17 protein-coding genes and 1 tRNA gene are annotated in these 23,014 nt (G+C 64.9%); 9 read left to right on the top strand and 9 right to left on the bottom strand.

The features are described from left to right. Nucleotides 1-42: 42 nt before the first annotated feature. The 6 genes from NKH41_RS00660 to NKH41_RS00635 form a co-directional block, all read right to left on the bottom strand. On the bottom strand, nucleotides 43-873 hold the full coding sequence (locus tag NKH41_RS00660) for an ATP-binding cassette domain-containing protein (protein ID WP_352769207.1): 831 nt from the start codon (nucleotides 871-873) through the stop codon (nucleotides 43-45). Then, nucleotides 866-1,756 (bottom strand): ABC transporter ATP-binding protein, encoded by an 891-nt coding sequence (locus NKH41_RS00655; protein WP_352769210.1) that lies wholly within the window; start codon nucleotides 1,754-1,756, stop codon nucleotides 866-868. The genes NKH41_RS00660 and NKH41_RS00655 overlap by 8 nt, the downstream gene beginning before the upstream one ends. Continuing rightward, nucleotides 1,753-2,601: an ABC transporter permease gene (locus NKH41_RS00650; protein WP_352470013.1), complete on the bottom strand. Its 849-nt coding sequence runs from the start codon at nucleotides 2,599-2,601 to the stop codon at nucleotides 1,753-1,755. Before NKH41_RS00650 ends, NKH41_RS00655 begins: the two co-directional genes overlap by 4 nt. Further along, complete coding sequence (locus NKH41_RS00645) at nucleotides 2,594-3,601, bottom strand: ABC transporter permease (RefSeq protein ID WP_352769213.1); 1,008 nt, start codon at nucleotides 3,599-3,601, stop codon at nucleotides 2,594-2,596. Before NKH41_RS00645 ends, NKH41_RS00650 begins: the two co-directional genes overlap by 8 nt. A 70-nt stretch (nucleotides 3,602-3,671) precedes the next feature. Beyond that, the gene (locus tag NKH41_RS00640) at nucleotides 3,672-5,198 is read right to left on the bottom strand and encodes an ABC transporter substrate-binding protein (RefSeq protein WP_352540478.1); all 1,527 of its coding nucleotides are present in this window, start codon (nucleotides 5,196-5,198) and stop codon (nucleotides 3,672-3,674) included. Between the two features lie 107 nt (nucleotides 5,199-5,305). Further along, nucleotides 5,306-6,880 (bottom strand): phytoene desaturase family protein, encoded by a 1,575-nt coding sequence (locus tag NKH41_RS00635; RefSeq protein WP_352540479.1) that lies wholly within the window; start codon nucleotides 6,878-6,880, stop codon nucleotides 5,306-5,308. Nucleotides 6,881-6,997: 117 nt separating this feature from the next. On the opposite strand from NKH41_RS00635, the gene NKH41_RS00630 reads away from it, so the two are divergent. The 8 genes from NKH41_RS00630 to NKH41_RS00595 all read left to right on the top strand — a co-directional run bounded on the left by NKH41_RS00630 (nucleotide 6,998) and on the right by NKH41_RS00595 (nucleotide 18,385). Next, nucleotides 6,998-7,789: a cyclase family protein gene (locus NKH41_RS00630; RefSeq protein ID WP_352470017.1), complete on the top strand. Its 792-nt coding sequence runs from the start codon at nucleotides 6,998-7,000 to the stop codon at nucleotides 7,787-7,789. A gap of 149 nt (nucleotides 7,790-7,938) precedes the next feature. After that, the gene (locus tag NKH41_RS00625; protein ID WP_352501691.1) at nucleotides 7,939-9,510 is read left to right on the top strand and encodes a phytoene desaturase family protein; all 1,572 of its coding nucleotides are present in this window, start codon (nucleotides 7,939-7,941) and stop codon (nucleotides 9,508-9,510) included. Next, nucleotides 9,510-9,989 (top strand): MarR family winged helix-turn-helix transcriptional regulator, encoded by a 480-nt coding sequence (locus NKH41_RS00620; protein WP_352769217.1) that lies wholly within the window; start codon nucleotides 9,510-9,512, stop codon nucleotides 9,987-9,989. The genes NKH41_RS00625 and NKH41_RS00620 overlap by 1 nt, the downstream gene beginning before the upstream one ends. Before the next feature lie 42 nt (nucleotides 9,990-10,031). Further along, entirely contained in the window at nucleotides 10,032-12,185 is a 2,154-nt protein-coding gene (locus NKH41_RS00615) for a thiamine pyrophosphate-dependent enzyme (RefSeq protein WP_352769220.1), read from the top strand. Next, nucleotides 12,178-13,767 (top strand): indolepyruvate oxidoreductase subunit beta family protein, encoded by a 1,590-nt coding sequence (locus NKH41_RS00610; protein ID WP_352769223.1) that lies wholly within the window; start codon nucleotides 12,178-12,180, stop codon nucleotides 13,765-13,767. Before NKH41_RS00615 ends, NKH41_RS00610 begins: the two co-directional genes overlap by 8 nt. A 257-nt stretch (nucleotides 13,768-14,024) precedes the next feature. Then, nucleotides 14,025-16,709: an ATP-binding protein gene (locus tag NKH41_RS00605; RefSeq protein ID WP_352769226.1), complete on the top strand. Its 2,685-nt coding sequence runs from the start codon at nucleotides 14,025-14,027 to the stop codon at nucleotides 16,707-16,709. 268 nt (nucleotides 16,710-16,977) lie between these two features. After that, entirely contained in the window at nucleotides 16,978-17,655 is a 678-nt protein-coding gene (locus NKH41_RS00600) for a hypothetical protein (RefSeq protein WP_352769228.1), read from the top strand. Between the two features lie 109 nt (nucleotides 17,656-17,764). Next, nucleotides 17,765-18,385, top strand: coding sequence for a LysE family translocator (locus tag NKH41_RS00595; protein ID WP_352767109.1), 621 nt, complete (start codon nucleotides 17,765-17,767; stop codon nucleotides 18,383-18,385). A 35-nt stretch (nucleotides 18,386-18,420) separates the two neighbouring features. Here the strand turns inward: NKH41_RS00595 and NKH41_RS00590 are convergent. Continuing rightward, nucleotides 18,421-18,496 (bottom strand) — tRNA-Thr (locus NKH41_RS00590). A 354-nt stretch (nucleotides 18,497-18,850) separates the two neighbouring features. Between NKH41_RS00590 and NKH41_RS00585 the strand changes: the two genes are divergently transcribed. Next, on the top strand, nucleotides 18,851-20,002 hold the full coding sequence (locus NKH41_RS00585; protein WP_352769230.1) for a hypothetical protein: 1,152 nt from the start codon (nucleotides 18,851-18,853) through the stop codon (nucleotides 20,000-20,002). A 103-nt stretch (nucleotides 20,003-20,105) separates the two neighbouring features. Here the strand turns inward: NKH41_RS00585 and NKH41_RS00580 are convergent, their stop codons facing one another. Further along, on the bottom strand, nucleotides 20,106-21,707 hold the full coding sequence (locus NKH41_RS00580; protein WP_352769233.1) for a cisplatin damage response ATP-dependent DNA ligase: 1,602 nt from the start codon (nucleotides 21,705-21,707) through the stop codon (nucleotides 20,106-20,108). A 235-nt stretch (nucleotides 21,708-21,942) separates the two neighbouring features. Beyond that, complete coding sequence (locus NKH41_RS00575) at nucleotides 21,943-22,953, bottom strand: ligase-associated DNA damage response exonuclease (protein ID WP_352770714.1); 1,011 nt, start codon at nucleotides 22,951-22,953, stop codon at nucleotides 21,943-21,945. Nucleotides 22,954-23,014 lie beyond the last annotated feature (61 nt).

The following is a 23,014-nucleotide window of genomic DNA, read 5'->3' as shown; positions in this document are numbered from 1 at the left end:
CACGCCCGGGGCCCGCTCTTCGGCGTGCGAATAGGAATGTGTTCATGCCAGCGCCTTTGCGGCGGGAAGTAGCCAGGCATCATCGATCTCGGGCAGCGGAATGGCGGCGAGCAGATCGCGCGTGTAAGCCTGCTGCGGCTTCTCGAACAAAGTATCCGTCGCACTGGCTTCGACGATCGCGCCTTCGCGCATGACGATCACGTGCCGGCAGAGCCGCCGAATGACAGAAAGATCATGGCTGATGAAGGCAACGGTCAGGCCCATTTCGGCGGCGAGTTTTTCCAGCAGCGTCAGGATCTGCGCCTGCGTCGACACGTCGAGGCCGGAGACGATTTCGTCGGCCAGCACGAATTTCGGCGACAGCGCCAGCGCCCGGGCAATGCCGACGCGCTGGCGCTGGCCGCCCGACAGTTCGTGGCGGTAGCGGCTGGCAAAACTTTGCGGCAGGCCGACGCGCTGCAATGCCTCCGCGACACGCCCCTTGAGATTGTCGCCAAGCCCGTTCTGCTTGAGCGGTGCTGCGATGATGCTGAAGATGGTGCGGCGCGGATTGAGCGACGACATCGGATCCTGGAAGATCATCTGCAGATTGCGGCGCAGCGGCCGGAGCTCGGCCTCAGGCAAATGGGTGATGTCGCGGCCGTCGAAGATGACGTTGCCGGCACTGGGCTCCAGAAGCCGCACCAACGCGCGGCCAAGCGTCGATTTGCCGGAGCCGGATTCGCCGACGATGCCGGTCACCGATCCCTTTGGCAGGTCGAAATCCAACCCTTTCAGGATCTCGGCCAAGGGCGCGCGGCCGATCAGCGGCTTGCGCGTCATGTCGGGCAGCGCGACCTTCAGCCCACGCACGGAAAACAGCGGCTCAGCCATGCGGGCGCCTCCAGGCCTGATCGGCGGCGGCGATCTCCGAAGCAAGCCCGGCCAGCACCGCCTCGTCCACCGGCTTCAGCGAGGCGAAGGGGTCGGTATAGCGTGGCGTCGCGGCCATCAGCGCTCGTGTGTAGGGGTGCTGCGGAGCGGCGAAGAGAGCAGCCGTTTCGGCCTCCTCGACCACCTTGCCGGCATAGAGCACCGAGACCTTCTGGCTGATCTTGGCGACGACGCCGAGATCATGTGTGACGAACAGGATCGCCGTGCGGTGCTCGCGCTGCAGCTGCGCGATCAGCCGCAGGATCTGCTTCTGCACGGTCACGTCGAGCGCCGTGGTCGGCTCGTCGGCGACGATCAGCCTTGGTTCGGCCACAAACGCCGCGGCGATCAGCACGCGCTGGCGCATGCCGCCGGACAGCTCGTGCGGATAGCTTTTGAGGACACGCTCGGGGTCGCGGATCTGCACCTCGTCCAGCAATTGGCGGATGCGTGTATCGGCCTTCTCACCGCTCCAGCCGAGGATGCGCACCAGCCGGTCGGTCATCTGCGGGCCGATTCGCCGTGACGGGTTGAGCGCGGTCAGCGGATCCTGCGGGATCAGCGCGGTGCGCGCGCCGATCAGCGTGCGCCGCGCCTTGGGCTGCAGCTTGCCGAGGTCTTCGCCCTCAAGCAGCATGTCGCCTTCGACAATGCGCACGCTCGGCGGCAGCACGCCGAGCACCGCCTTGCCGATCATCGTCTTGCCGGCGCCGCTCTCGCCGACCAGCGCGCGCACCTCGCCGGGCTCGACGGCGAGCGACACCGAGCGCAGCACGCGCAAGCCATTAGGCAGCACCGCGCTAAGGCTGCGCATGTCGAGGCAGGGTTTCGCCAGCGCGTTCATCGCAGCACCGGATCGAAACGTGCCCTGAGGCCCTCGCCAAACTGGCTGAACGACAGCACCGTCAGGATCAGCGTCACCAGCGGGAACACCAGCACCCACCAGGCCTGATGGATCGACAGGCGGCCCTCGGCGATGATGCCGCCCCAGGTCGGGTCATCGGTCGAGATCGACAGATTGACGAAGGACAGGATCGCCTCGACGATGACGGCAATGCCCATCTCCAGCGACAGCAGCGCGACGATCGACGGCACCACATTGGGCAGCACCTCGCGCAGCATGATGCCGATGCGGCCATAGCCGGCGATGCGGGCGTTCTCGACATAGTCCATGCGCGACTGGCCCATCGTCTCGGCGCGGATCACCCGGCAGAAGCGCGTCCAGTCGATGACGGCAATGGCAATGATGACTGAGCTTAAGCCCGTGCCGAGCACGGCGACCAGCAGGATGGCGAACAGCACCGGCGGAAACGCCATCCAGACATCGACGATGCGCGAGATGATGCGGTCGGCCCAGCCGCCGAAATAGCCGGCGACCAGCCCCAGCGTCGAGCCGACCAGGCAGGCGGCAAAGGCTGCCGCGAAGGCGACGATGAAGGCGATGCGGGCACCGAAGATCAGCCGTGACAGAAGATCGCGGCCGAGGCTGTCGGTGCCGAGCCAGTAGCCGGGCTCGGCGCCATCAATCCAGAAAGGCGGCAGCCGCTCCAGCATCAAATCCTGCGCCAGCGGGTCCTGCGGTGCGACCAACGGCGCAAAAATCGCGGCCAGCAGCGCAATCAGCAGCCAGCCGCCGGCCAGCCACAGGCGTGCCCGCGAGCCATGTCTCGAAATGCGGGCCTCATCCATGGCGCAGCCTCGGATTGAGCAGGGCGTACATCATGTCGACGACAAGGTTGATCAGCACGAACAGCAGCGCGAAGACCAGCACGATGCCCTGGATCAGCGGCAGGTCGCGGTTGATGACGGCATCGATCGCCATGTTGCCGAGACCTTCATAGGAAAACAGTCGTTCGACGATGACCGTGCCGCCGATCAGGAAGGTGAACTGCACGCCGACCAGCGTCAGCGTCGGCAGGGCCGCGTTCTTCAGCGCCTCGCGCAGGATGACCTGCGTTTCCGAAAAGCCCTTTACCCGCGCCAGCACGACGTAGTCGAGGTCGAGCACTTCCTTCAGCGACTGTTTCAGCAGCTGCGAGATGATCGCGGCCAGTGGCAGCGCCAGCGCAATCGCCGGCATCAGCATGTGTGCCAGCAGGTCCCTGGTCAGGTCGAAGCGCAGCCGTACAATGCTTTCGAACAGATAGAATTGCGTGGCGAAGGGCAGGTCGAGCTGCGGCGACACCCGGCCAGAAATGTCGAAGATAGGCACCAGCACGCCAAACAAAAGGATCAGCACCAAACCCCACAGGAAATCGGGAATCGAGAGCGCCGCACCGCTGGCGATGTCGATGCCAGCTTCGACCGCGGTGCCGCGTTCGCGCGCGCCGAGGATCGCCGTCGTGCCACCGATCGCCAGCGCCATCACAAGCGCGACGATGGCGAGTTCCAGCGTCGCCGGGAGGCGATTGAAGACCAGCCCAAGCACGTCCTGCCGCAGTGAGATCGACGTGCCGAAATCGCCCCTGACGACACCGGCCAGCCAGATGAAGAATTGCTGGACGATGGTCTTGTCCAGCCCGTAAAGCGCGCGCAGCCGAGCGATGTCGGCATCGGTCGCGCCGGGCGGCAGCATCATCGCGATCGGGTCGCCCGGCGCGACACGGATGACGATGAAGACGACGATCGCCACGCCGAACAGCGTGATCGCCATGGTCAGAAGACGGATCAGGAATCTTTGCAGCAGCATGGTCGCCTGTATGCCTGGCGGAAAAGGCGCGCCGTGGTTGCAGACGGCGCGCGTTAGTCCTGGGCTGATCTCAGGCCGGGCTCATCAGCGCCGGCAACAGCGCGCCGGACACATGCTGCACCACATTGACGCCCTTGGCATGCACGATCGGCTGCGCATACTGGATCAGCGGCAGCACATAGGCCTGTTCGGCGATATATTTGTCGACGGCCTTCCAGCCGGCAATGCGCTTGGCCTCGTCCTTCTCGCCCCATAGCGGGTTGATCATGTCGATCAGGTCCTGGCTGTCCCACACCGAATGCGGGCTCGGGCCATACATGGCAAAGCCGGTCGACGTGGTGGGATCGCCGATGGCATTGCCCCAATTGTAGAAGGCCGCCGGCGCCAGCTTGTCGGCGGCGCGCAGCTCGTAGTGCTTGGCGATCTCGTAGACCTCGATCGTCGCCTCGATGCCGACCTTGCGCCACATGCCGACGATCGCCTGGATCATCTCGTAATCCTTGGGCTTGAAGCCCTTCGTCGTCTGTATCGTGAACTTGACCGGCTTTTCCGGCGAATAGCCGGAGGCGGCCAGCAGTTCCTTGGCCTTGTCCGGATTGTGCTCCACCTTGATCGACGCATCGTAGGCCGCGTATTCCGGCGTCTCCAGCGTATCGATGGGCTGGCCGTAACCGCGCAGCAGCCGGTCGACCAAAAGCTTTTTGTCGACCGCCATCACCGCCGCCTGGCGCACGTTCTTGTCCAGCATCACGTCGATGTCGTTGAAGAAGATCATGCCGATGTCGGAAACGTTCTTGCATGAGCCGGCAAGTCCATCCTTGGCGATCAGGCGGTCATATTCCTCATAGGGGACCTCGAGGGTCACCTGCGAGGAACCGGACTCGATCTCGGCGACGCGGCTCGCCGCATCGGTAACGAACTTGATGGTTACGTTCTCGAAGGCCGGCTTGCTGCCCCAGTAGTTCGGGTTGGCCTTGAGCCGCAGGAAGGCGTTGCGCTCGAATTTGTCGACCATGTAGGGCCCGGTGCCGATCGGGGCTTTCTCAAAACCCTCGGCGCCGACCTTTTCGTAATAGGCCTTCGGCATGATGTAGCCGGTCAGGAACGACATCCACTTGAAATACACCGGGTCGAATTGCACGACGTCGCCGGTGATCTTGTCGCCGTCGATCTTGAAGTTGTTGACGTTCTTCCAGACGAACTGGATCGGGTTGCCGGTTTTTTCATCGCCCGCCCGCTGCAGCGACCAGACCACGTCTTCGGCCGTGAATGGCGAGCCGTCATGCCAGGTGACGCCCTCGCGCACCGTCATCATGATCTTGCTGCGACCCTCGTTCCAGCCCCATTCGGTGAGCAGGCCGGGCGCGAAAGAAAGATCCGGCTTCTGCGGGATGAACTGGTCGAACACCGACTGGTACAGACCCTGGATGGTCGGGTTGACCGCTGAAGGCCCGGTGGTCGGGTCCCAGGACGGCAAATTGACATTGTAGGCGATGGTCAGTTCGCCGGCAGCCCTGGCGATTTGCGGCAGGCCGAGCGCCGTGGCGCCAAGTGCGGCCGCGCCATATCCGAGCAATTCTCGTCTGTTGATTGTCATGGTCGTTCCCCTGTTGCTTTTATGCGCGGTGTCGTTGTCAATCGGTGGGTTCAGGCTCCTTGGGCAACCGCGCCTTGTCCTCCTTCACCCTAGATGAAAAATGGAGCCTACCTCCCGCCAAGTTGTTGCGCGAGCATGAAGCCCGACGCCGCCCCGGTGCCGGCGCCGGGCCATGTTGCCGCCCCGGTCAGGTGCAGATTGCCGACCGGCGTGTTCCAGCCAGCGTAACCGCGCGCCGGCCGGAACAGGAAATTCTGCGCCAGATGATGGCTGCCGCAGATCTGGTCGCCGCCGACAAGGTTCGGGTTCTCGCGTTCGAGGTCGATGGGCGAGAACACGGCGCGGCCGAGGATCTTCCGACGAAGGCCGGGCGCATAGCGCTCGATAATGTCGAGGACGCGCTCGGCGTAGTGCTCCCTAGCCTCGTCCCAGTGAGCCACCGCGATCGTGCCCGCCGCATCGCCTGCAATCTCGGCTGGCAGCATGCGCACCTGCACCCAAAGTACGTGCTTGCCGTCCGGCGCGCGCGAGGGATCGACGGCCGTCGGCTGGCCGACGACCAGCACCGGTTCGTCCGGCAGCACCCCTGACATCGCCTGCTGATAGGTCCAGGACATGGCATCGAGCGACGGCGACAGATGCACATAGGCGAACTGCCGAAGCTCGGCACCGGCGCGCCAGTCCGGCAGGTCGTCGAGCGCCAGATGGATCATCAACGTCCCCGGCGCGTGGCGGAATTTTTTCACGGCCGTGTCGAAGCCGGTGTCGCCGGATCCGTTAGGCAACAGTTTCCCGGTCAGCGCCTTGGGCGCGACACCGGCGATGACGGCCTTGGTGGCGGTGTGGGTCTCGCCGGAAGTGAGCCGCACACCGGTCGCTTTGCCGGCCGAAACCGTGATCTCGGCGACATCAGCCCCAGTGACGATCTTGCCGCCGGCGGCCGTGAGCATGCCCGACAAAGCGCGGATAATCGTGTCGGCGCCGCCTCTGCCGAGCACCATGCCGAAGCACTGGTTGGCCATGGATTCGAGGTAAGGGAACACCGCGCCGCCGGCGATGTCAGGCGCGAAATCGAGATGCATGCCCCAGGTGGCCAGCGTCGCCCTGACATGCGGTGACTCGAAAGTATCCTCGAGCCAGGCGCGGGGTGACGAAAGCAGCAACCGACCTGTATCGAGCGCGCCGGCAAAACCCTTCTTGCGCCAGAGGTTCCAGGCGGTGCCGGCGAGCGCACGGCCGCTCATCGGCGAGCCCAGCAGCCGGAACAGATGCTCGGCCTCCGCCGGGAATGCCGCAACCAGACGGCGCCATGTCTGTGCGTCGGCGTCGGAAAAAGCGGCCATGCGCGAGGCGGTCACTTCCAGGTCGCTGCTGACGCCGAACCAGCGACCGTCGGGGAAGGCGCTGGCAAAACAGTCGGCCACCGGCACAAATTCCAGCCCGTGGGTTTTCAATTCATTTGCATATTTCTTGTGAAAGGCCGAGCCGGCGAACAGGCTGAGATTCATCGCGCCGAAATCGTGCCGGAAGCCCGGAAGCGTCAATTCGCGCGTCTGAACGGCGCCGCCGATCGTTGCATTACGCTCGAAAACTGCGGTTTTCCAGCCTTTGAGCGCCAGATGCGCGGCGCATGCCAGACTGTTGTGGCCTGCCCCGACAAATATGGCGTCGAACTCGCTCACGCCCCGTCCCATTTCCTTTATGCTTAAAGATAATTGCAGATGCATATGTTTTCGTCTAGTAGGATATTAAGGGCCGCGAGAGCCTTCAGCACCATCGAGAAAGAGGGAACAGAGACCATGGACACACGACAACTTTTAGGCGAAGTCGCCGGCCAGCTGCTTTCAGGCGCCATTCAGGTGGTCGACCTGACGGCGCCGCTCGGGCCCGACACACCGCTGATCAAGCTGCCGCCGGAACTGGCGGTCGACACGCCGAAGATCGAGATCCACGCCATCTCCGCCTATGACAAGAACGGTCCGTGGTGGGCGTGGAACTGGCTCAAGCTCGGGGAGCATTCGGGCACGCATTTCGACGCGCCCAACCACTGGATCACCGGCAAGGATTATCCGGACGGCGCCACCGACACCATTCCGGCGCAGAACTTCGTCGGACCCGTCAACGTCATCGACTGTTCCAAGCAAGCGGCAGCCGATCACGATTTCCTGCTCACCGTCGATCACATCAAGGCATGGGAAGCCGAACATGGCGCTATCAACCCCGGCGAGTGGGTGGTGATGCGCACCGACTGGTATAAGCGCAACGGCTCGGAAGCCGAGTTCCTCAACGCCAATGAGACCGGACCGCACACGCCTGGCCCGACCGCCGAAGCCATCCAGTATCTGATTAGCAAGGACATCAAGGGCTGGGGCAGCGAGACGATCGGCACGGATGCTGGAAAAGCAGGGGGAATGGAGCCGCCGTTCCCGGCGCATAGCCTGATGCACAAGGCTAACCGCTACGGTCTCGCCAGCCTTTGCAACCTCGACCGGCTGCCGCCGAAAGGCGCGATCCTGATCGCGGCGCCGCTCAAGATCGAGCACGGCACCGGCAGCCCGATCCGCGCGTTGGCGTTGGTGCCAAGGCAATAGGGTAGCTGCGGTCTTCGGGAGAAGATCATGTGCGGAAGTGGCACGGTGGTGACGGAGTGGGAGCGGCAGCCTTGCAAAGCTGCGGCTCTACGGCGCCGTAGAGCGCCTATCTCTGGAATTGAACTCCTGCCGGCTAGGAGCAACCCTCGATGAGCGCTCCCGATCACATCGTCGTCGGCAGCGGCATCAACGCGCTGGTCTGCTCGGCAATGCTTGGCGGCAAGGGGGCGAAGGTGCTGGTGCTCGAGCGCAACGACCGCATCGGCGGCTGCATGCGCACCGAAGAAATCACCGCGCCCGGCTTCATCCACGACGTGATGGCGACGACCTTTGTCCTGTTCATCACCTCGCCGGCCTATGCGGCGCTGGGCAAGGATCTGGCGCGGCACGGCCTGGAGTTTTGCAACAGCTCCACGCCGACCGGTGTGCTGCGCCCGGACGGCAGCCATGCCGTCCTGCGCACCGACCGTATCGCCAATGTAGCGGCGATCAATGCGCTTGCCGCGGGCGACGGCGACCGGCACGCAAACGATGTCGGCGAGATCGAGCGCAACGCCGGTCTGCTGTTCGGACTGCTCGGTGGCAGCCTGTGGTCCTACCCGACGGCCAGGCTGCTGGCGGGTGAAGCCTGGCGGCGCGGCCCGCGTGGCCTTGCCGCCTTTCTCGGCAGCGCGCTGGTGCCGGCGCGCGGTTGGCTGGAAAGCACCTATCAGTCGGAAACCATGCGCGCGCTGTGGGCGCCCTGGGTGCTGCATGCCGGCCTCGGGCCTGAGGACGCGTTCTCCGGCCAGATCGCCAAGGTCATCGCCTTCGCGCTTGAGGCGGCCGGCGCGCCGATCGTCAAGGGCGGTGCCAGGAATCTGCTGGCCGCCTTCGAGGCCCTGATCAGGGAACGTGGCGGCGAAATCCGCACCGGCGCCGACGTCGCGGCTATTGTCCAAAGCGGAGGCCGCGCCGCCGGCGTGCGGCTGGCTTCGGGCGAAACGATCAACGTGAACAAGAGCGTCATCTGCTCGGTCACGCCGACCCAGCTCTACGAGCGGCTGCTCGGCGACGCGGCGCCGAAAGCAGACGTCGAGGCAGCGCAAAAATACCGCTACGGCAAGGGCAATTTCCAGATCCACTATGCTTTGGACAAGCCGCCGGCATGGCGCGGCGAGGGCCTGGACAAGGTCGCGCTGCTGCATCTGACGCCGGGGCTCGACGGCGTCTCGAAGGCCTGCAACGAAGCCGTGCGCGGCATGCTGCCGGAGGTGCCGACCATGTGCATCGGCCAGCCGCACGCGCTCGACCCATCGCGCTGCCCGGACGGCAAGGCGGTCCTGTGGCTGCAACTGCCCGAGGCGCCACGGCATATCAAGGGCGATGCCGCCGGCAAACTGCAAACACCGGCAGACGGTCGCTGGACCGAGGCGCTGCGCGAAGCCTATGCCGACCGTGCCGAAGCGATCCTTGCCAGCCATATCGATGGGTTCAAGGACAGCGTCATCGCACGCCGCGCCTGTTCGCCGGCCGACCTGGAAGCGATGAACATCAATCTGGTCGGCGGCGACCCCTATGGCGGTTCCTCGGCTATCGACCAGTCGTTTCTGTGGCGGCCGTTCAAGACGAGCCGCAATCACGCCACCGGGGTCAGGGGTCTCTACCACATCGGTGCCTCGACCCATCCGGGTGCTGGCTTGGGCGGCGGCTCCGGCTTTCTCCTGGCGGGGAGGCTGTGATGGAACAGAAGGTTGAAAAGCGCCAGCGCATCTCGACTTTGGGCCAGATCGGCCTGCAGCAATTCGCGCCCTATCTGATGAACCGTATCATGGGCCGCTACAACGCCACCTTGCGTGACAATTTCCGCAAGCAGGGTCTGACCATTCCGCAGGTGCGCACGCTGGCTGTGTTGTCGGTCACCGATGGCGTCACCGTCAACGATCTCTCGGTCTATACCGTCATCGAGCAGTCGACCTTGAGCCGCACGCTCGACACGCTGGAGGCGCAAGGGTTTGTGCGGCGCGAGCAGGGGGTCACCGACAGCCGTATCCGCCATGTGTTCCTGACCGACGATGGCCGCGCCGAGTTCGCGCGCGCCTGGCCGGCCATGCACAATGCTTTCGAGGCAATGTTCGACGATGTCGACGATGCCGAATACGCGGCGCTGATCGCGACATTGCAGAAGATGCTGAAGAACATTCGCAAGCACGACATCTGATCTTACGCGCCGCCATCGGGGCGGTAACGGAAGGAGCCCAAAATGGCCGAACGGTCTTTTGCCAAGGAAGTCGAAAAGCTCAGGCTCGGCGCCGGCGAGGAGTTTTCCGGCGAAGGCATTCTCGCCATCACCAAGGCGCTGCTGCAATGCGGCGTAGGCTATGTCGGCGGCTATCAGGGCGCGCCGATCAGCCATTTGATGGACGTGCTGGCCGACGCGCAGGATATCCTGGGCGAGCTCGGCGTGCATTTCGAGGCGAGCGCCTCGGAGGCGACCGCCACCGCTATGCTTGCGGCATCCGTGCATTATCCTATCCGCGGCGCGGCGACCTTCAAGTCGACGGTCGGCACCAATGTCGCCTCCGACGCGCTCGCCAATCTCGCTTCCGGCGGCGTCACCGGCGGTGCATTGATCATCGTCGGCGAGGATTACGGCGAAGGCTCCTCGATCATGCAGGAGCGCAGCCACGCCTTTGCCATGAAGAGCCAGGTCTGGCTGCTCGACCCGCGACCGAACCTGCCGTCGATCGTCAAGGCGGTAGAGGACGGCTTCGAGCTGTCCGAGGTTTCCAACACGCCGGTCATGCTGCAGGTCCGTATTCGCTGCTGCCATGTCCACGGCCATTTCATCGCCAAGGACAACAAGCGCCCGGCAATGACTGTGGCCGATGCGCTCGAGGCGCCGCGCCGCGACACCGGCCGCATCGTGCTGCCGCCCGCGTCCTTCCTGCACGAGAAGGAAAAGGTGCAGAAACGCTGGCCGGCGGCGGTGGATTTCATCCGCGCCAACAAGATCAACGAGTTTTTCGGCCCGGAGCATGGCTCGGTCGGCATCGTCATGCAGGGCGGCATGTACAATTCGGTCATCCGGGCGCTGCAGCGGCTCGGCCTCGCCGACACTTATGGCGACACCGACGTGCCGCTCTATGTGCTGAACGCCGTCTACCCGCTGGTCGATGACGAATTCCTGTCCTTCTGCGAAGGCAAGGACGCCGTGCTCGTCGTCGAGGAAGGCCAGCCCAACTACATCGAACAGGCCTTTGCCGCGATGCTGCACAAGGCCGGCCGCGGCACCAGGCTCGTCGGCAAGGAACATCTGCCTATGGCCGGCGAATATACCGGCCAGGTGATGCTCGACGGCATCGGATCGTTCCTGCGTGCCACCATCCCGCATCTGCTGCCAAGCGAGGTCCGCGCGCCGAACAAGATCGGCGACGGGCTCGACACCGCCGACCTGATCAACGTCGTCCCGGGCCGGCCGCCCGGCTTCTGCGTCGGCTGCCCGGAGCGGCCGATCTTCGCCGCCACCAAGCTGGTCGAGCAGGAGCTGGGCAAGCACCACATCGCCTCCGACATTGGCTGCCATCTGTTCTCGATCATGCCGCCTTTCGAGCTAGGTGCCACTACCATGGGCTACGGGCTGGGGCCGGCCTCGGCTTCGGCGTTCAATTCGCCCGATGCCAAGCGCCGCTCGATCTCCTTCGTCGGCGACGGCGGCTTCTGGCACAACGGCCTGACCTCCTCGGTCGGCAATGCCGTGTTCAACAAGAATGACGGCGTCATCGTCATCGTCGACAATTTCTATTCGGCCGCGACCGGAGGGCAGGACATCCTGTCGTCCCGCGCCGGCAACAAGACCAAGTCGACCAAGCACCCGATCACCGAGGCGGTGAAGGGCATGGGCGTCAAATGGCTGCGCCACATCGACCGCACCTACGACGTAACCAAGATGCAAGACACGCTGCGCGAGGCGCTGACGACGGACGAGAAGGGCCCGAAAGTCATTGTCGCCTCGTCCGAATGCATGCTCAACCGGCAGCGCCGCGAAAAGCCGCTGGTCGACAAGGCGATCAAGGGCGGGACGCGCATAGTCAAGCCGAAATTCGGTGTCGACGAGGATATCTGCACCGGCGACCATGCCTGCATGCGGCTGTCCGGCTGTCCGTCGCTGTCGGTGAAGTCGCTCAACGATCCGTTGCGCGACGATCCGGTGGCGCATATCGACCAAAGCTGCGTCGGTTGCGGCAATTGCGGCGAGGTCGCCGATGCGGCGGTGCTCTGCCCGTCCTTCTACCGCGCCGATGTCGTCCACAATCCGAGCCGCTGGGACCGTTTCCTTGAAGCCGCGCGTCGCGCCATGATCGGTCTCTTGCAGCGGCGCCGTGAAAACCGGCGCCTGACATTCGCCGATGCTTGACGCCGTGCCCTCATCGCGCTCGAAAGCCGGCGCCCCCGAAGACGAGCGCGTCATCAAGCTTGCCGTGCTGGCGGTCGGCGGCCAGGGCGGCGGCGTGCTGGCCGACTGGATCACCGACGTCGCCGAGCGCAATTTCTATGTCGCGCAATCAACCTCCGTTGCCGGCGTTGCCCAGCGCACCGGCGCCACCATCTATTATGTCGAAATGTGCCGCGACACCGGCCGCCTGCCGGTCTTCGCGCTGTCGCCGTCGCAGGGCGACGTCGACATCCTGATTGCCGCCGAACTGATGGAGGCCGGCCGCGCCATCATCCGCGGCTTCGTCACGCCCGAGCGCACCACGCTGATCGCCTCGTCGCACCGCATCGCCGCGGTCTCGGAGAAGATCGAGCCCGGCGACGGCCGCGCCTCGTCCTCCAAGGTGCATGCCACGGCGGAAGCCGCGGCCAAGCGCTTCATCGCCTTCGACATGGAGAAGATCGCCGCCGACAATGGCTCGATGATCTCGGCCAGCCTGCTCGGCGCGCTGGCCGGCTCCGATGCCTTGCCGTTCAGTCGCGAAAGCTATGAGCAGGCGGTCAGTGCCGGCGGCCGTGGTGTCAAGGCCAGTCTCGCCGCCTTCGGCGCCGCCTACGATCGGGCGCGCGGCATCGCGAGTGTGCATTCGGGCGACAAGACTGCACAGCCGGCAGCCGCCGAAACCGGCTTAGCCGCAACGACAAAAGTCAGCGGTCCGGAAAGCCTGTTAAAAGGCTGGCAATCGCTGGCCGCCGGGGTCGATGCTTTGCCGGCTCCTGTCCGCGACATGGCGCTTCGCGGCCTGAAAAAAGTCGTCGACTATCAGGACGTTGCTTATGGCGGCGAGTATCTCGATAGGCTCGACCAGGCAGTCGCGCTGGACGATGCCGAACACGCCTACGCGCTGTCGATCGCCGCCGCCAAGCATCTGGCCAACGCCATGTGCTACGACGACATGATCCGCGTCGCCGACCTGAAGACGCGCTCGAGCCGCGCCCGACGCGTACGCCGTGAGGTCGGCGTCAAGGACGGCTCGGTCCTGCAGGTGACCGAATATTTCCACCCGCGCATCGAGGAATTCTGCGGCACGCTGCCGGCCGGGCTCGGCAGCTACATCGAGGACTGGCCGAAGCTCGCCGCCTTTCTCGACCGCCGCATCAATCGCGGCCGCCGCATCCGCACCGACAGTTTCGCCGGCTTTGCCGCTTTGTGGTTCATCGGCGGCCTGCGCCGCTGGCGCCGCCGCCTGCTGCGCCACAAGGTCGAGACCGCGCATCTCGAGCGCTGGTATGCGCTGGCGCTGGGCCAAGTCGGCCAGGACTACGCGCTTGGTACGGAGATCCTCAACTGCCGCCGGCTGATCAAGGGTTACAGCGACACCCACGCCCGCGCCCAGTCGAAATTCGACCGGGTGCTGTCGGCGCTCGACCAGCTCAAGGGCCGCCCGGACGCCGCAGACTGGATCCGGCGCCTGCGCGAAGCGGCGCTGAAGGACGAGAAGGGCGACATGCTCGACGGCGCGCTGAAGACTGTGGCGTCGCTGGGCGACAATCCGGTGAAGTGAGCGGCCTTTTTCGAGGCTCGGGGCAGTGGTTGCTTCGCAGAACTACAGTCCGCTTCGCCTGGGCTGTCAACGCCCGCCGTGGCGGTCTGCCTGTTCTGTGGCCTTCGTGCCTACGGCAGCGGCAAACATATCTGCTCCAGGACAAATGACGCCCGGTTCCGAGCGGCTATTTGCCAAACATTCCCGGCCATGTGAAACGACTGTGTTGCACTCATTGCCTGCTGTTGTACCTTCAATATTCTGGAGGCGCGGGCTTGATGCTGCTTGAGCGAGAGGACCCACTTGGAGCTTTGTTGGCCGCGGCCGAGAGAGCTGCTGCCGGACATGGTGGGACCGTGCTGGTGCACGGCGAGGCGGGCCTGGGCAAGACCTCTCTGCTGCGCGAATTCGCGGAAAACGCCGACCGGGACTGCCGGGTGCTGTGGGGCTGGTGCGAGGCGCTCTTCACGCCACGCCCATTGGGCCCTCTCCAGGACATGGCCCACTTGCTCGACCCGCGCGTGGCGGCGCTGCTTGAGGAGACCGCTGCGCCGGAGCGGCTTTTCCCGGCATTGCTGAATGCGCTGCAGCGCGCCAAGGGCACGACCGTGCTCATCTTCGAGGACATGCATTGGGCGGACAATGCGACGCTCGACCTCGTAAGATATCTCGGGCGCCGCGTCTCTCTGCTCCGCACCATGCTGGTGCTGAGCATGCGCAGAGAGGATTTGAACGCCGATCACCCGCTGACCCACGTGCTCGGCGATCTTCCCGCCGCCTCCGTACGCCGCGTGACGCTTAGACCGCTGTCTCCCCAGGCGGTGACAATGCTGGCCGAACAGGCCGGCCGTTCCGCCGACGGGCTTTATCGCATTACCGAGGGCAATCCCTTCTTCGTTACCGAGCTCCTGTCCAGCAGCGAGACCGAATCGGCGCGTGTGCCCGATTCCATACGCGACGCGGTGTGGTCGCGCCTGTCGCGCCTGACGCCTGGAGAGCGCGACGTCCTGGAGGTCATGAGCATCATGCCGGGCAGCGTTGAGCCGTGGCTGATCCGGGCCCTTCTCGGGGCCGAGGCCGAAGTGCTCGTCGATCGATGTGTCGTGCGCGGATTGCTGCGGCGGGACGACCAGGGCGCGCTGACATTTCGTCACGAGCTTGCCAGGGAAGCGACGCTCGACCGGCTCTCCCCCTCTGTGCAACGCTCGCTCCATGCGAAGGTCGAAGCGGCACTCTCGGAAGTTCCGGCCTCGCAGGCAAGCGCTCTGCTTTCGCGCCGCGTGCACCACGCCGGCGGCGCCGACAATGGCGAACGCGTGCTCGAACTTGCGCCGCTCGCCGCCAGCCAAGCCGCGCGCCTGGGGGCGCATCGGGAGGCGGCCTCGCATCTGGCGACCGCACTCAGATATGTCGACCAGGCCCCGCCGGAGCTGGCCGCGCAGCTCCATGAGGACTGGGCATACGAGGCCGGGTTGGCGCTGCTTGTCTATGACGCCATCATCGAGGCCCGGCATCGCGCCATCGCTATCTGGCGGCAGCTGGGCCGGATCGACAAGGTAGGCCTTAATCTACGCTGGCTGTCGCGGCTGCACTGGCGGCGCGGCGAAGGCCCGCAGGCGGAGGAATATGCGGACCAGGCCGTGCGTGAGGTGGAAAGCCTGCCGCCCGGTCCCGAGGTGGCAATGGCCTACAGCACGCGCTCGCAGCTCCACATGCTGCACTATCGTTTCGATGAGGCGATCGAATGGGGCGAGCGCGCGATCAGTCTGGCCGATCGGCTGGGCGAGGTCGAGACGCGTGTTCACGCCCTCAACAATGTCGGAACCGCGCTCATGTTTGCCAACCGCCCCGGCGGCGTTGAGCGGCTGGAGGAAAGCCTTGCCCTGGCGCTCGAGCACGGGCTCCACGACCATGCGGCGCGGGCCTATACGAACTTTGCGGAATGCGCGGTGGTGGCCAAGGACTTCGAGCTGGCGGAGCGGCTGCTGGCCGAAGGCATCGCATTCTGCACCAGGCACGACCTCGATTCGGCGGCGCAATACCTGCTCGGCCGGCAGGCGCAGCTTTGCATGGAACAGGGCCGGTTTCGCGAGGCCGCAACCATCGCTCAGGGCGTCATGAATGTGGAACGCCTGCCGATGGTGATGCACTTGCCGGCGCTCACCGTGCTTGGCACGGTCCGCGTAAGGCTGGGCGAGACCGACGGCGTCGACCTTTTGCAGCGCGCGCTTGTGGAGGGCCAGACGACCGGCGAGCCGCAGCGTATCGTCCCGGTTCGCCTGGCGCTGGCGGAGGCGGCCTGGCTTGCCGAGGATGTCGGCGCCAGCCACGCGCAGCTTACCGAGCTGGCGGCTATGAACCTCGACAATTTCCGCCCCCGGGACCTTGGCGAATTGTCGGTCTGGTGGCGTCGATGCGGAATGCCCGGGTCGCTGCCGGCGCAATCGGCGCCGATTCCCTCGCCCTGGTCCGCCGAGCTTCTCGGCGATCCGCAGACCGCCGCGGCGGAGTGGACGCGTTTGTCGCTGCCCTATGAGGCAGCGCTTTCCCTCATGCAGGTTCGTGGGGCGGATGCGGGGGCGGCGCTCGCTCGCGCCGTGGCGATGCTCGACCAGATCGACGCGCCCGCGGCCGCGGCGCTCGCGCGCAAGCTTGCGCAGCGTCAGGGCCTGTCAGGCCTGCTGCCGAAGGTGCAGCGCGGACCCTATGCGGCAGCTCGCCGCCATCCGCTCGGCCTGACACGGCACGAGCAGAAGGTGCTCGCCCTGATCGCCCAGGGCATCAGCAACAAGGAGGTCGCGCGACATCTATCGCGCTCGCCCCGCACGATCGAGCATCACGTCTCCTCGCTGCTCGGCAAGCTCAATGCCGCAAACCGCATGGAAATCCTCCTGCGCCTGCGAGGCGAGCCGTGGCTGTTGACGGGCACCCATCCGCTGGAACCGCACCAGACTGGATCATGATCCCAGCCGATTCTGTCGAGATGGAACAGGCTCTGGGTAGTTCCCACAGCAAAATTTCCGCGAAAACTGGGAAATCGACCGCCTAAAAATGGGTGGCGGTACCGATTTGCACGCCCGCCGCTCCGCGTAGGCTTCTGCTCGCAGCGTGGATGGACCTCCCAACACCACGACGCCTTCACGATCCGGGGGAGAAGGCGGGCAACGGCGGCGGAACGGGGGCCGCCGCCGGCGTCCGTCGCTGGGGCGGATCGTACCAGGAGCAGGGGCGATGTCGGCAAGCGAAAAAGCGGATGCCCAGCGGCGCTGGCCAGGACAACGATTGGCACAAGCGGTCGCGGTGCGGCTTTCAGGACCCGGAGGCTGTTATATTGCCGGCAATGTGCTGGGCCTCGGCATGGCCATGTTCATGCAGATTCGGCTGGCGCTAACCGAGGCGAGCAGCACTTTCGCCGCGCCTCTAATTTTCGGCCACGACCTCGCCGGCGGCTGGAACTCACTGGCGCTGCTGGTGGCGAGCGCCATCTTCTTGCGCAGCGGCGAGGAGTATCATCGCGCCCTCAGCAACGGACATCTCGACCCGTCGGCAATACAGCGCGCAGATTTTCTGTCCGGCACCGGGTCATTGGTGCTCGGGTCAAGTCTGCTGCTCGTCGGCAATCCAATCCTGGTCGTGACATCGGGGTTGCTCCATGCCGTGGGCAAGTTCGGCAGCGCCTTCAGGCTCGGCGCGCATGGCGCGGTGCTCTTCGGCCTCAAAATGCCGGAGCTCTTCCGCCTTTCGGTACTGCTCAGCCGCTTTCCGGCAATTATCGTCACCGCGACCGAAGTCGCCCGCGTCATTGCTGACGCTCGCACCGATCAGATCCAGGCTATCGCAATCCCTGCGACGCTTCTCGTCTGTTACCTGCTTTGGGCACGCGGGGATATTCTTCTATTTGGAAAGTAAATCTGAAAACATCTAAGCATTTTCGCGTCGCATGGTGAGAAACAGGGAGTGGGAGCGCGACGGTGATTCTTCTCTAATCTGTAACCGGCGCAGCAAACGGGAGACCGGCATGTCAAGTTCGCTTATTCTGTCGACGGCGATGCTGCAATTCCTGGCGGCATATACGGTGATCATGATCACGCCAGGCCCTATTGGCCTCGCGACCGGCAGCCTTGCCTCCTTGCACGGCTTTGGCAGGACGATCCCGCTGGTGGCCGGGATCGGCGCCGGTACCGCCGTGCTGGCGGTCCTGGTGGCGTTTGGCGCCGTTCATCTTTCCGGGTCGCTGTCGGTGCCGGCGGTCAAGATCGCCGGTGCGGCCGTCCTTGGCTGGATGGCCCTGCGCATCGCCAGAACGGCGCCGCCGGCCATCGGCGAAGCGCCTCGGCAGGCCGGATTGTTTGCCGGAGGGTTTCTCATCAGCATTCTCTCGCCTGAAACCGCCACTTTCTTCGCCGTCGCCTTCATGGGGCTGATGCTGCCGATCCGGACCTCGAACGAGATGCTGATGGTCGCGGCCATCGTCGCCATCATCGACATAGGCTGGTACGGATTCCTGGCCGTCGCGCTTTCGCGTCCGCTCGTGCGCGCTGCCGCGGTGCGGCATCATCGCGTCATCTGTCGGGCGGCGGGGATCGTGCTGGCAATGCTCGCCCTCGTCTCGGCGGCGTCAGCTTTTCCACTCGGCTGAGCGCTGGTTGAAGCAGGCGCGCGGGATAGGCCGTTTGGTGCCGCTTAGGTGACTCGAACACCTGACCCCATCATTACGAATGATGTGCTCTACCAACTGAGCTAAAGCGGCCCGGGAAGCCGAGCTTCCAAGATGGGCTGCGTGATAGACGCAACCGGCCGCGAATTCAAGATGGCAGTCGCGATTTCAGGACGAGGCAATTCGTGCCGCCTCCGGCCGGGCGCAAGGGCAGCCGCCGCGCGGATCTACCATTGGCCGCGTGATGCCGTATCGGCAGGCCGTCCCATCCGCCACGTTGGCCGCGGCGGGAAAATCAGGGAAAAATGTTGATTCCTTTACCGAAAACCGCCGAAATGAGCTTTGTGCCCCTCGGCAAGGCAGAATGCGGCCGCTCGCTTGTTGATTGATTGGTCGCCTGCGGCTAACGATCATGGCAATGTGAGTGAAATTGCAGAGGGAATTCGCTTGGACGCGATCGAAAAAGCGATCCGCAATGCCTTCGAGAAAGGCAATGCCGACGACCGGGCGTTTCGCGAGCGGGTCTATCGATCGGCTTTCGCGGCACTCGACCGTGCCCTGCAGGCCAATCCAAACGTCACCGTGGAAGTCGCCATCAAGCGGCGCAAGGCGGTCCAGGCGAAGATCACCGAAATCGAATCGGAATTCCTGCCGGCGGTTGCCGACGTCGCCGCGCCGACCGACAGTTTGAAGACAGCACCGGAGGTGGAGCCCCCGGCCGAAGCTGAAGCCGCGCCGTCGCCCGATGTCGTCGTTGACGGTCCGGCGCAGCCGCCCGAATCCGATGCGCCCCGGTCGCGCGTCCTGCCGGTCGTTCCCGACATCATGCCCGATGCGCCTGTTGCCGAGGCGCCGGTGATCGACATGGGGGCCTCGGTTCCGACCGAAGCCGACGTCGAAACCGACGACGCGGAAGTGACGCCCGACCGCGACGACCGGCGGGCGAGGCGGCGGCGCCTGCCCTTGACCGCGATCTTCTTCGGTGTGACGCTGCTCGCAGCCGCCGGCATCGGCCTTTATTTCGCCAACCAGACCGGCGTCTTCAAATCGGCGACCGAGCTCGACACGGCGCCGCCGGAAGCGCCGCCAACGGTCGACGGCGATGATTTCACGCCGGACGACACCGCTTCGCCGCCGAAGCAGGGCGAGGCGGACCAGGCGCACGACTGGATCAACGTCTTTTCGCCGGGTGACCCGACGCAGGTCAATGCACCGTCGGACGCCAAGGCCGACGTCATCCAGGACGAAAGCGGTTCCTTCCTGCGCATCCGCTCGGGGGCATCCGGCTCGGCCATCAGCTTCGACGTCGGACAAGGCGTGCTGGAAAAACTGGCCGGCAAGCATGCCACATTCGACATCATCGCGCGCTCCGAGGAGGGCCAGGAGACGCAGATTTCCGTCGATTGCAATTTCGGCGAACTCGGCGACTGCGGCCGCAAGCGCTATGCCGTCGGTCGCGAGCGCAATGAATATCTGTTCGACGTGCGCTTTCCCGACAAGCGTCCGGGCGCTGCCGGCACCATCGCCATCAATTCCGACTTCGACAAGCAGGGCAAGTCGGTCGACATCTACGAGATCCGCGTCTCAGTCGTTCCCTAAAGCACGTCGCGTTCGGACCGGCCTCATGCGACGCGCTTCAGATTCTTGTTCTGATGCATGTCGTTACCGCAAAACCGCTGCACTGTTTTTTGCGCGACACGCATTAACTATCGAGCAGCGCCTGCAGCGTCTCGATGCGGTCGGCTTCGGCCGCCGGCTTGTCCCAGCGCAGCCGCGAAATGCGCGGAAAGCGCATGGCGACGCCGGATTTGTGCCGCGTCGAGCGGTTGAGCCCTTCGAACGCAACCTCCAGCACCAGCCCGTTCCTGCGGTCGGCACGCACCGAGCGGACCGGGCCAAAGCGCTCGATCGTATTGTCGCGGACATATTTGTCGATCTGCCTCAGTTCCTCGTCGGTGAAGCCGAAATAGGCCTTTCCCACCGGCACCAGCTCCTCCGATCCTTCCGGCCCGGACCAGACGCCGAATGTGTAGTCGGAATAGAAGCTCGAGCGTTTGCCGTGGCCGCGCTGGGCATACATCAGCACGGCGTCGACCGTGTGCGGATCGCGCTTCCATTTGAACCACGGGCCCTTCGGCCGCCCGGCCACATAGGGCGAATCCCAGCGCTTCAGCATGACGCCTTCGATGACCGGATGCAGCGGCTTGCGGCGCAATTCCTCGAGCGCCTGCCAGTTGGTGAATTCGACCAGCGGCGACAGATCGAAGCGGCTCGGATCGAGTGTCCTGACGAAGGCCTCGAGCCGGCCGCGTCGTTCGCGGAAGGGAAGTCCGCGCACATCCTCGTCACCAATCTGCAGCGCATCGTAGCACCGCATGAAGGCGGGGTATTGCTGCTGGATCTTGGGCGACACGCTCTTGCGGTTCAGCCGTTGCTGCAGGTCCGAGAACGTGCCCGTCGCCTGCCTGGGGTCTCCGACCAGAAGCTCGCCGTCGAGGGCGCCTGAAAAATCCATCGCCTTGGCAAGATCCGGAAAGGCACCGGAGACATCGTCACCGGTGCGCGAATAGAGCCGGCGAATGCCGCCTTCGCAAACCGCCTGGACGCGGATGCCGTCCCATTTCCATTCGGCCGCGTAGTCGGCCGGGTCGAGCCTTTCGAGGTCGCCGTCGCCGACAGCGTTCGACAGCATCACCGGCCTGAACAGCGCCAGCGCCGTTTTCCTGGGTTTTTCTGCTTTACCCTCCAGCCAGGCGAACAGCCCGATATAGGGCGGCGTCAGCCCGTGCCAGAGTTCCTCGATCTCGGCGATATCGACCTTGCCGAAATCGGCCAGTGCCTGCTTGGCCAGCCGCGCCGAGACGCCGATGCGCAGGCCGCCGGTGACCAGCTTTATGATGGCGAAGCGCGCCGACGTGCTGGCGCTGTCGAGCAGCCGGGCCAGCACCTGCGGCCCGTCGGAACGGCTCGCCGCCTGCAGCTTGGCCACCACCTCGGCCAGCGTCGGCTCGTGGTTCGCAACGTCGACCGGCGCTTGCGGCCAGACCAGCGACACGGTCTCGGCCAGATCGCCGACATAATCATAGGAATAGCCGAACAGCACCGGATCCATGCGCTCGATCACCAGAGTGCGCAGCATCGCCGGCTTGACCGCGGCGATGGACAGATCGCCGGTAATGGCCGCCAGCGCCAGCCCGCGGTCCGGATCCTCGACGCTGCGAAAATAGTCGGTCAACAGCGTCAGCTTGCCGTTGCGCGACGGCGTCAGCACCAGCCGGTCGAGAAGCTCGGCGAAGCGGTTCATGAGCGGAGCGCCAATGGGAAAGGCTTGCGTTCTGTCGCGCCCCCCTCTGTCCTGCCGGACATCTCCCCCACGAGGGGGGAGATTGGCAGTTTCGTCCTTGCCACCCGTCCAGCAACGTTGGTGGTTGGCGAAAGCCGGCGCGACATCCAATCTCCCCCCTCGTGGGGGAGATGTCCGGCAGGACAGAGGGGGGCGCCGTAGAGCTCTGCGCAGGTGACCATCGAACCTCGCATTCTCAATCGCCCTCGTCCTCATAACCAACCAGATGCAGCGGCCTGGCGGCGATGCCTTCGAGTTCGCACCAGCGCACCAGCGCCTCCTCGCGGCCATGCGTTACCCAGATTTCTTCGGCGCCGGTCTCCTTGATCGTCGCCGTCAGCTCGTCCCAGTCGGAGTGATCGGAGATGATCAGCGGCAGCTCGACGCCGCCCTGCTTGGCGCGCTGGCGGATGCGCATCCAGCCTGAGGCGAAGCACGACATCGGATCGGGAAAACGCCGCGCCCAGCGATCGGCGAAGGCGGATGGCGGGCCGACGACGATGGCGCCGGCAAAGTCGCTTTTTTGGCCGGTCTCGACGGTCGCCGGTTCCAATGTGCCGAGATCGATGCCTTGGCTCTGGTAATATTCGCTGAGCTTGGCCAGCGCGCCGTGGATGTAGATCGGCTTTTCGTAGCCGGCATCGCGCAGCAGCCGCATGACGCGCTGCGCCTTGCCCAGCGCATAAGCGCCGACCAGATGCGTTCTCTCGGGAAACTGTTCGGTCGATTTCAGCAGCCGGGCGATCTCTTCGGAATCGGCCGGATGCCGAAACACCGGCAGGCCGAACGTCGCCTCGGTGATGAAGACATCGCATTTGAGCGGCTCGAACGGCTCGCAGGTCGCGTCCTTCTGGCGTTTATAGTCGCCGGACGCGACGATGCACGTGCCCTGGTGCGCGACCTTGATCTGGGCCGAGCCCAGCACATGGCCGGCCGGGTGAAAGCTGACGGTGACGCCGTCGAGCGCAATCGTCTCGCCGAGCACGGCGGCTTGCGTCGTTCCGGCAAAACTGTCGCCGTAGCGCAGCCCCATGATGTCGAGCGTCTGCTGCGTCGCCATCACCGAGCGGTGGCCGGAGCGGGCATGGTCGGAATGGCCATGTGTGATCAGCGCCCGGTTGACCGGCCGCACCGGGTCGATGAAGAAATCGCCGGGCGGGCAATACAGCCCTTCCGGCCGGGGATGAAGCAGGTCGCTGGCGCGCATGGCCCCAAGATAGGCGCTAATTCCGGCGCGGGAAGCCTGTTGTAAGTCACTGCTGACTCCA

It is taken from the genome of Mesorhizobium sp. M1169, assembly GCF_040318345.1.
GTDB lineage: Bacteria > Pseudomonadota > Alphaproteobacteria > Rhizobiales > Rhizobiaceae > Mesorhizobium.
This window is presented reverse-complemented; position numbering and strand designations above follow the sequence as displayed.